9 protein-coding genes and 1 pseudogene are annotated in these 8,154 nt (G+C 63.1%); 4 read left to right on the top strand and 6 right to left on the bottom strand.

Going from position 1 to position 8,154, the window contains the following annotated elements; genetic code table 11:
* Positions 1-247: 247 nt before the first annotated feature.
* Positions 248-589: a peptidase inhibitor family I36 protein gene (locus EOA75_RS24815; protein ID WP_067000849.1), complete on the top strand. Its 342-nt coding sequence runs from the start codon at positions 248-250 to the stop codon at positions 587-589.
* 150 nt (positions 590-739) lie between these two features.
* On the opposite strand, the gene EOA75_RS24810 is transcribed toward EOA75_RS24815, so the two are convergent.
* Positions 740-1,678: a GlxA family transcriptional regulator gene (locus EOA75_RS24810; protein ID WP_348628679.1), complete on the bottom strand. Its 939-nt coding sequence runs from the start codon at positions 1,676-1,678 to the stop codon at positions 740-742.
* 288 nt (positions 1,679-1,966) lie between these two features.
* Here EOA75_RS24810 and EOA75_RS34190 point away from each other — a divergent pair, with 288 nt between their 5' ends.
* Positions 1,967-2,233: a hypothetical protein gene (locus EOA75_RS34190; RefSeq protein WP_164747539.1), complete on the top strand. Its 267-nt coding sequence runs from the start codon at positions 1,967-1,969 to the stop codon at positions 2,231-2,233.
* 254 nt (positions 2,234-2,487) lie between these two features.
* Here EOA75_RS34190 and EOA75_RS24800 read toward each other — a convergent pair whose 3' ends face one another.
* Positions 2,488-2,673, bottom strand: a complete 186-nt coding sequence (locus EOA75_RS24800; RefSeq protein ID WP_066999640.1) for a hypothetical protein — start codon at positions 2,671-2,673, stop codon at positions 2,488-2,490.
* Positions 2,674-2,893: 220 nt separating this feature from the next.
* Here EOA75_RS24800 and EOA75_RS24795 point away from each other — a divergent pair, with 220 nt between their 5' ends.
* Positions 2,894-3,793, top strand: a complete 900-nt coding sequence (locus tag EOA75_RS24795; protein WP_066999645.1) for a LysR substrate-binding domain-containing protein — start codon at positions 2,894-2,896, stop codon at positions 3,791-3,793.
* A gap of 1 nt (position 3,794) precedes the next feature.
* Here the strand turns inward: EOA75_RS24795 and EOA75_RS24790 are convergent, their stop codons facing one another.
* From EOA75_RS24790 to EOA75_RS24780, 3 genes are all read right to left on the bottom strand, one after another.
* Positions 3,795-4,754: an alpha/beta hydrolase gene (locus EOA75_RS24790; protein ID WP_127325394.1), complete on the bottom strand. Its 960-nt coding sequence runs from the start codon at positions 4,752-4,754 to the stop codon at positions 3,795-3,797.
* Positions 4,755-4,985: 231 nt separating this feature from the next.
* A complete protein-coding gene (locus EOA75_RS24785) occupies positions 4,986-5,171 on the bottom strand; it encodes a hypothetical protein (RefSeq protein WP_067329623.1) in 186 nt (61 codons plus the stop codon).
* Positions 5,172-5,356: 185 nt separating this feature from the next.
* Complete coding sequence (locus EOA75_RS24780) at positions 5,357-7,426, bottom strand: ASKHA domain-containing protein (RefSeq protein ID WP_095801948.1); 2,070 nt, start codon at positions 7,424-7,426, stop codon at positions 5,357-5,359.
* A gap of 89 nt (positions 7,427-7,515) precedes the next feature.
* Between EOA75_RS24780 and EOA75_RS24775 the strand changes: the two genes are divergently transcribed.
* Positions 7,516-7,758, top strand: coding sequence for a hypothetical protein (locus EOA75_RS24775; RefSeq protein ID WP_245299687.1), 243 nt, complete (start codon positions 7,516-7,518; stop codon positions 7,756-7,758).
* Positions 7,759-7,837: 79 nt separating this feature from the next.
* Here the strand turns inward: EOA75_RS24775 and EOA75_RS24770 are convergent.
* Positions 7,838-8,154, bottom strand: a pseudogene (locus EOA75_RS24770) (methyltetrahydrofolate cobalamin methyltransferase); the annotation flags it as partial.

Genomic DNA, 8,154 nt, shown 5'->3' with positions numbered 1-8,154 from the left:
GGCCTCGCGGCAAGGGGCGGCAGAAGAGGCGGCTCCCCCGCCGGTCGTGCTTGCCGACGACAGGCCGGCCGCCGATTGCCTGGCCGGTGAGAAGATGTGGCGCAACCGCGGCTGGATGATGGATAGCCGGTGACGGTCGGCAAGCTCCGCCGGAGCGGGGTTCGGACTTGCTTCCTCGTGTAGCACAATGGCAAAATGTGATCGGGCCCGCGCCATCGCGCAACGCGATGAAATGAGGAAATATTGCATGAAACGTTTGGTCATCCTGGCGGCGCTTGCGTCGACAATATTTGCCGGAAGCGCCAGCGCCCAATTTTACGGCGAGGCCGCCTGCGTGCTGTTCGAGAATGCGAACTTCCGCGGGCGCTCGCTTGCAATGGGTCCTGACGACGCCGTCAATTTCCGGGGCGGCTTCTGGAACGACCGCGTTTCCTCGGTGCTGGTGCGGCGGGGCTGCACGCTTGTCGCCTATGAGAATGCAGGAAGGCGCGGCCGCTCGATCGAGCTCAATCGCAGGGTCCGCGATTTCGGAGGTTCCGGCTGGAACGACCGCATCTCGTCCGCGGAGTGCTATTGCGACCGATATTGAGGTCGTCAAACCGGCGAGCGGTCATAACGCCAGGCTGAAAACCAGCCCGGAATTCTCGGCGCTGAAGGCGAAGTTGACCGAGGACAATCCGCATCGAGGCGATACGGACCGCGCACACGCAGTCCGCGCAGGTTTTCGTAGCCTTGTCGCTTAGGCGGCCAGCAACTGCTTGCGGTCGACGCGCTCCTGCTGCGGCGAGCGGGCATAGAGCTCGCGGTAGCATTTGGAGAAGTGCGAGGCCGAGACGAAACCGCAGGCGACAGCCACTTCCACCACGGGCAGCGACGACTGGATGAGCAAATGCCTGGCGCGGTCGAGCCGGATCTCGAGATAGTAGCGGGCAGGCGAGCGGCCCATCTCGGTGCGGAAGAGGCGCTCGATCTGCCGGCGCGACAGATCGACGTGGTCGGCGATCTCGATCAGCGACAGCGGCTCGGAGAGGTTCGCCTCCATCAATTCAATGATGGTCAACACCTTGGAATTCTGCACACCGAGACGGGCGCGCAGCGGCAGGCGCTGGCGATCCGTCGGGCTGCGCACGCGGTCGGTCAGCACCTGCTCGCAGACGCGGTTGACGAGGCTTTCGTCGAAGTCGTCGCCGATCAGCTTCAGCATCATGTCGAGCGCCGCGGTGCCGCCTGCGCAGGTGTAGACATTCTGGTCGATCTCGAAGAGGTCGGCGAAGACGTTGGCCTTGGGAAAGGCCTCCGAGAAGCCCGGCAGGTTTTCCCAATGGATGGCGCAGCGCTTGTTGGAGAGCAGGCCCGCGGCCGCCAGGATGTGCGCGCCGGTGCACAGGCCGCCCACGGCGACGCCGCGGTTGTATTCCTCGCGCAGCCAGGCGAAGGCCGACTTGTTATGATAGCGCTCGACATTCATGCCGCTGCAAACGATCGCCATGTTCGGGCGGTCCGGCCCGGCCATCTTCTTGCGCTCTTCCTCGAGCGAGGTGTTGACGGCGCATTCGACGCCGTTCGACGCGCGCACGGGCTTGCCGTCGATACTGGCCAGGCGCCAGCTATAGGCCTCGTAGCCGAGCATCCGGTTGGCCGAGCGGAGCGGGTCGAGCGCCGTTGCGAAGGCGATCATGGTGAAGTCGGGGATGAGGAAGAACACAAACGATCTCTTGATCGGGTGCTTGACGGCATTCACGGGAAACCTCACGCGGCCATGACGCGAACAGAATGTCGCTAATAGCATAGCGACATCAGGAAAAATCATTCCTGTCAATCGGCTAGACGGCTAAGCGACGATTAAATTTGCGACACGGGTCGCAAACGGGCAATCGTCGATGGCGCGAGACTGAAGGTTGCTACTTCAGGTTCCAACGAATGCGCCGTCAGAAGAAAAACGCCGCCACGGCGGAGCCGGGCGACGTTGAATTTCACTCAGCGCGACGGCAACCAGGTGCCGTTCGAAACTGCTGTGTCAGGCAACGAAGCCGAGGCGAGCGGCAGCCATGGCGCCGGTCTGGCCGGGCATGGTCTTGGCAAGACGCTGACGCTCAAGAGCGGTCGTCAGGTTCATTTCGCGACGGGGGAACAGGCGGGCAAAGAGCTTCATCATCATCTCCATTTGGTTGCTCAGACGGGTCGCCTTCGCTTGATGGAGTGGGGCAGCTCGTTTTTGCTGGCGGTGATATAGGCCTGCTCCAGCCAAAACTAAATCGCAAAAACGAAGCGCTTGTTATGAAAACCGACATCCCATGCGACTTTTTTGAGCTCTGCGCTCGAAATTTACTATTAGTTACAGCGCTTTAATTCGAAACGGACGTCGCTATGCGAGTGCTTCATATGCGTCATGCGACGGCCGCATGGCTGGAAAAGTCATTTGAGTACAAACAAAAGGGCCTGCCGGTCTGACACGCGGCAGGCCCTTAGCACGTGATGCACACTTATTTACTTGGCTCCGGCCCAGGTTCCCACGCCGTAGCGCAATCCAGTCTTGGCATCGGCGGCTTCCGGCCAGCCGATATCCTTCTGCAGTTCGATCGGCAGCGCATGGATTGCGCGTTCGGTCTGGTAGCGAGCGCGGGCGGCACTGAATTCGGTCGCGAGCCGACCGATAGACGACAGGATAGACATTTTCTTTCTCCTCGATTCGGGCAGGGAGGCGCCCGGCAATTGGTTACGTCAGGTCTGTTTCAGCTTCATTTCATGTCGAGTGCAGGCCTGTATCATGGTCGTTCGATGGCTGCTTTTGGCAGCATCCTGCATCGATCGAGTTGACTATGCGCTCGAAGTGATGTTCAATCAAACGAAATGGAATGATCATTTGCATCAGAAAAATTGAAGGCAAGCCCTGATGAACGCCCCACTCAACCATCCTTTGCCGCTGCTCGATCTCGACGTGCTGCGCACCTTCGTGGCGATCGCCGAGACCGGCAGCTTCACCACCGCCGCCAATGCGGTGTTCCGCACCCCCTCGGCCGTCTCCATGCAGATCAAGAAGCTCGAAGACATTCTCGGCCGTTCCGTCTTCGCGCGCGACGCGCGCTCGGTGACGCTGACCACGGACGGCGAGATGCTTCTCGGCTATGCCCGGCGGCTTTTGTCGATCAACCGCGAAGTGGTGTCGAAGTTCATCATTCCCGACATTGTCGGTGTGGTTAGGCTTGGCTCGCCGGACGACTATGGCGAGCGCGTGCTGCCTCACGTGTTGAAGCGCTTCGCGCAATCGCATCCGTCGATCGCCGTCGACGTCACCATCGACCAGAGCGTCAATCTGCGCCGCCGCATGGACGACCGTGCGCTCGACATTACGCTGCTCACCAATTCCTACAAGACCAGCGCGGTCGGCGCCGAGGTGCTGCTAACCGAGCCGATCGTCTGGGCCGGCGCCAAGGGCGGCTGCGCGCATCTGCGCGAACCGCTGCCGGTTTCGCTTTGGGAAGAAGGCTGCGCCTGGCGGGCCGGCGCCCTGGAAGCGCTCGGCCGGGAAGGCCGCAACTACCGCATCGCCTATATGAGCGCTCATACCGCCGGCCAGCGCGCCGCCATCATGGCCGACCTTGCCGTCGCGCCGCTGCCGAAGTCCTTCCTTGGCGACGAGATGGTTTCACTAGGCGCCAAGGACGGCATGCCCGATATCGGCACCTACAATCTCGCCATGGTGGTGGCACCCGATGCCAGCGCGCCGGTGAAGGCGGTTGCCGACCACATCCGTGCGACCTTTGAACTGTTCCGGGAAACCGGCAAGTTCTGAGCTATTCGGCCGCCGGCGCAGGTCGCGCCGCATAAGTGGTTCGGCGTGATGCATGGGCTCGCTGCGGTAGGATCTCGGCTGTGAGGAAGTCGACGATGCTGTCACGTGCGCGCCGCGCTTCCGGCATATCGATCAGCGGCCAGACGTGGAACATGCCTTCCTCGTAGACGACCTCGACCTCGATTCCTGCGGCGCGCGCCCGTTCGGCGAAGATCAGATTGTCGGGGCTGAGCAGGTCGCGCGAGCCGGTGAGCAGCAGCGTCTTCGGCAGCACCGAGAGATCGCCGTAGAGCGGGCTGATGTGCCAGTCGGAGCGGTCGATGCCGGCGCTGTAGAGCCGGATCGCCTCGAGCCCGCCGGGGATGCCCAGCCAGGGGTCGTTGCGTTCGGCTTCGAACACTTCCGGATTGGACAAGGAAATATCGAGGCCGGGCGAGATCAGCACGTGGCGCGCCGGCGAGGGCAGGCCTTCCTCGGCGGCCATCATGGTGAGCACGACTGCCATGTTGCCGCCGGCGGAATCGCCCATGAAGACGATGTTCTCGGCATTGGTCTCTTGCAGCATGCGCCGGTATACGTCGCCGACCATGCCGAACATGTCATGGAAATTGTACTCCGGCGCGATCGGATAGATCGGCACGGTGATGCCGAAGCCCAGCCGCTCCGCCATCTCGGCAATCAGCACCCAGTGATAGGACGTGATCTGAAAGACGAAGGCGCCGCCATGCAAATAGAGGATACGCCGGCGCTCGCCCGATTTCGGTGCGATCTCATAGACGGGGAAACCATCGACGCTGGTCTCGGCGATATCCAGCCGCGCCTTCAGAAGAGCCGGCGGATGATAGTCTTCGGTCTTGCGGGCGTAGGCGATCCAGCGCTGCAGATTCTCGGGACTGGAAAAGGCCTTCTTGCGGCTGTGCCTGAGAATGAACGAAACGACGTGGCTTTTCAAACTGGGCATACGGAACACGGATCGGTCGAGCCGACTAAGAGAAATTCCCCCTGCTATGCGAAGATTGTAGTTAGGTTGAAAATGTCAAGGTTCGCAGCGGGCACATCGGCGTGATGCGACGGCGGTCGCGTCAACGGCGCCCTGGCAGCAGCGCGGCGCGCAACTTGTTGTCGCCGATCGCCGAGGCCGCTTGCCGGCCTCGGCGCTTGCCGAGCAGCTTACATTTGTCGGCGAAGGTCATCAGCGGGCGGTTCCCAGGAGCAGCGCGTGCAGGGCTGCCTGCGGGTCGCTCGGCGGCGAAGCCGGCCAGCCGATATCCTTCTGGACATGCACGGGCAGGTCGTTGAGCGCGCGGATCGCCTTGCTCCGGGCATGAGCCTGCCTGATGGTCACGCCGAAGCGGCCGAGGTTATCGAACATCGACATAGTGGGTTCCTCCGGAAGGTCGCGCCAGCTCGAAGACATTTCGCGCCAGCCCTTCGATGGCGGGCTAAATGCGCCCGGCATGTTTCCGGCGGATTTCACGAAAACAGCGTTCCGGTTTCCGGATCGATGGATCCGGAAACATTTGCATGCATACGAACTAAAGAGAGGCGTCGGGCGAAGGGGACCTATTCGCGCCCACGCCGCGCCGCCCGTTCTTCGCGCGAGCGCCGGCGCGGGGTGGCGTCGCCTGCGGCGCCGTCCTCGCCGACCGTCTTGCGCGGCGGCAGCTTCACTGCGGCCGCGAGCTTCGGGAAAGGGTCGACCTTGTTCGGCAGCGCCATGGCGTAGACGAAGTGCTCCTGGAATTTTGGCTCCAGCGCGGTTTCGATCTTTTCGATCCTGCTCACCGTCTCCTCGATCTCACGGCGGTAGCCGCGATTGAGGAGCGCCATGCGCGCGCCGGCGCCGGCGGCGTTGCCGACGGCCGAGACCTTGTCGAGATCGCAATCGGGAATGAGCCCCAGCACCATGGCGTATTTCGGGTCGATGAAAGAACCGAAGGCACCGGCGAAATGGATGCGGTCGACATGGTCGGTGTGCTGCTTTTCCATCAACAGCTTGGTGCCGGCGTAGAGCGCCGCCTTGGCGAGCTGGATGGCGCGCACGTCGTTCTGGGTGATGGTGATCTTCGGCTCGCCGTCCTTCAGCACATAGGAGAAGGTGCGGCCGTTGGCGACGATGCGCGGCGAGCGCGCACCAAGCGATCCGTCGACGACGCCGTCCTCGGAGATGATACCGGCGAGATACATCTCGGCCACCACTTCGATGATGCCGGAGCCGCAAATGCCGGTGACGCCGGTCGCCTGCACGCTTTCGGCAAAGCCCGGCTGATCCGACCAGAGTTCCGAACCGATGACCCGGTAGCGCGGCTCAAGCGTGTCGGGATCGATGCGCACGCGCTCGATGGCGCCGGGCGCCGCGCGCTGGCCGCCGGAAATCTCGGCGCCCTCGAAGGCCGGGCCGGTGGGAGAGGAGGCCGCAACGACGCGCGTGCTGTTGCCGAGCACGATCTCGGCATTGGTGCCAACGTCGACGATCAGCATCATCTCGTCCTGGCGGTGCGGACCCTCGGAGAGCGTGACCGCGGCTGCGTCGGCGCCGACATGGCCGGCGATACAAGGGAGCATATAAAGGCGCGCGCCCTGGTTCAGTTTCAAGCCGAGATCGGAGGCCTTGATGCGCACGGCGCCGGAAACGGCGAGCGCGAACGGCGCGCCACCGAGCTCGGTCGGATCGATGCCGAGAAACAGATGATGCATTATCGGATTGCCGACGAACACCGCGTCGAGGATGTCGTTGCGCTGGACATTGCCTTCCGCACAGACCTTGTCGACCAGGCCGGAAACGGCCTCGCGCACGGCGACCGTCATGCCCTCGCGGCCGTCCGGGTTCATCATCACGTAGGAGACGCGGCTCATCAGATCCTCGCCGAAGCGGATCTGCGGATTGGAGGTGCCGGAAGAGGCGGCGACGCGGCCCGACAGCAGCGACACGAGATGCATGGCAATGGTCGTCGAGCCGATGTCGCAGGCGAGCCCGTAGGCCTCGTTCTTCAGGCCCGGCCACAGCGCGATGACGCGCGCGATGTCGCTGTCCGCATCCTTGTGGATGGCGGCGGTGGCGGTCCAATTGCCCTTGCGCAGAATGCCCTGCACCTGCGGCATGAGATAGAAGTCGAACTCGACATTCTTGAACCCCCAGTCCTTCATCAAGGCGATCTTGAGTCGGTCGAGGTCGCCGAGCGGCTTGTGCATGTCGGGCTCTTCAATCTCGACATAGCACATGCGGATTGCCGTATCGCGAGCGATCACCCTGGTGTCGGCTGCCTTGCGGATGGTCTGGGCGTTGATGACCGTGTCCTGCGGCACGTCAATGACGAGGTCGCCGAGTACCTGCGCTGAGCAGGAGAGGCGGCGGCGCTCGGGCAGGCCGCGCACGCGCTCGTAGCGCTCTTCCTTGGCGCCCTTGGGCGAGATGTGGTCGTTGGCAGAGACGATCTTGTGCTTGGCGAAATTGCCTTCCTGCACCTCGATCTGGCAGCGCCCGCAAGTGGCGCGGCCGCCGCACACGCTCTCGACATAGACGCCGAGCTGGCGCGCGGCGTCCAGCACCGGCGTGCCAACGGGAAACCGCCCGCGCTTGCCTGACGGCATGAACAGCACAAGCGGATCGGTGATGTTGGGCGGGGGATTCATGCTGGCACGCGTCTCGATGGCAATTGCCGATACCGTTTAACGGATCGTTTTACTGTTGGGTGGAGTGTACGTTGGTCCAGGGGCCAAACATGTCGGATATTCTGCTGCCCGCCATCTTCACCGCTTTCACCATGGTGCGCGTGCTCAAAGGCCCATGGCTGCGCAATCCGCAATATCTGGCCTCCGGAATTCTCGGCGCGATTGTCGGAGCGCTCCTGCTCCACGCATTCTGGCCCGCCTACGACGATGATGTCATCGTCGGCGGCGGCACAGGCATCTTCGGATCCTGGGCTGGAATGGCGTTGTTCGACGCCATATTGGGCGTCGCCTGACCGCAAAGCAGACTTCTCCGACCGCATCGACGATGCGACCGGATCAGGGCTGTTTGCAATGCGGCTCACGATTGCGCGCTTACCCCCTGGCCATGCGGGCTTCACGACCGCCGCGGCGACGCCCGCCGGCAGCGGCGGCGCCATCGCCGGGGGCGGTGACCGCGACCGGAGACGCGACCGCATGGCCGCCTTCGGCCGGCTTGTAGTCCTTGTAGGTGCGGATCCAGTTGGTGCAGTTCTCGTCGGTGCCGTTCAGCACGTTGGCGCCGCGCACGGCCTCCATCTCCTGCGGGCGGACCGGATTCATGATGGCGCTCGTCATGCCGGCGCCGATCACCATCGGGATGAAGGCGGCGTTGATGCCGTGGCGATGCGGCAGGCCGAACGAGATGTTGG

This window comes from Mesorhizobium sp. M1A.F.Ca.IN.022.07.1.1 (assembly GCF_003997575.1).
Taxonomy (GTDB): Bacteria; Pseudomonadota; Alphaproteobacteria; order Rhizobiales; family Rhizobiaceae; genus Mesorhizobium.
The sequence above is the reverse complement of the archived record's forward strand: the minus strand, read 5'-3'. Positions and strand labels throughout refer to the sequence as shown.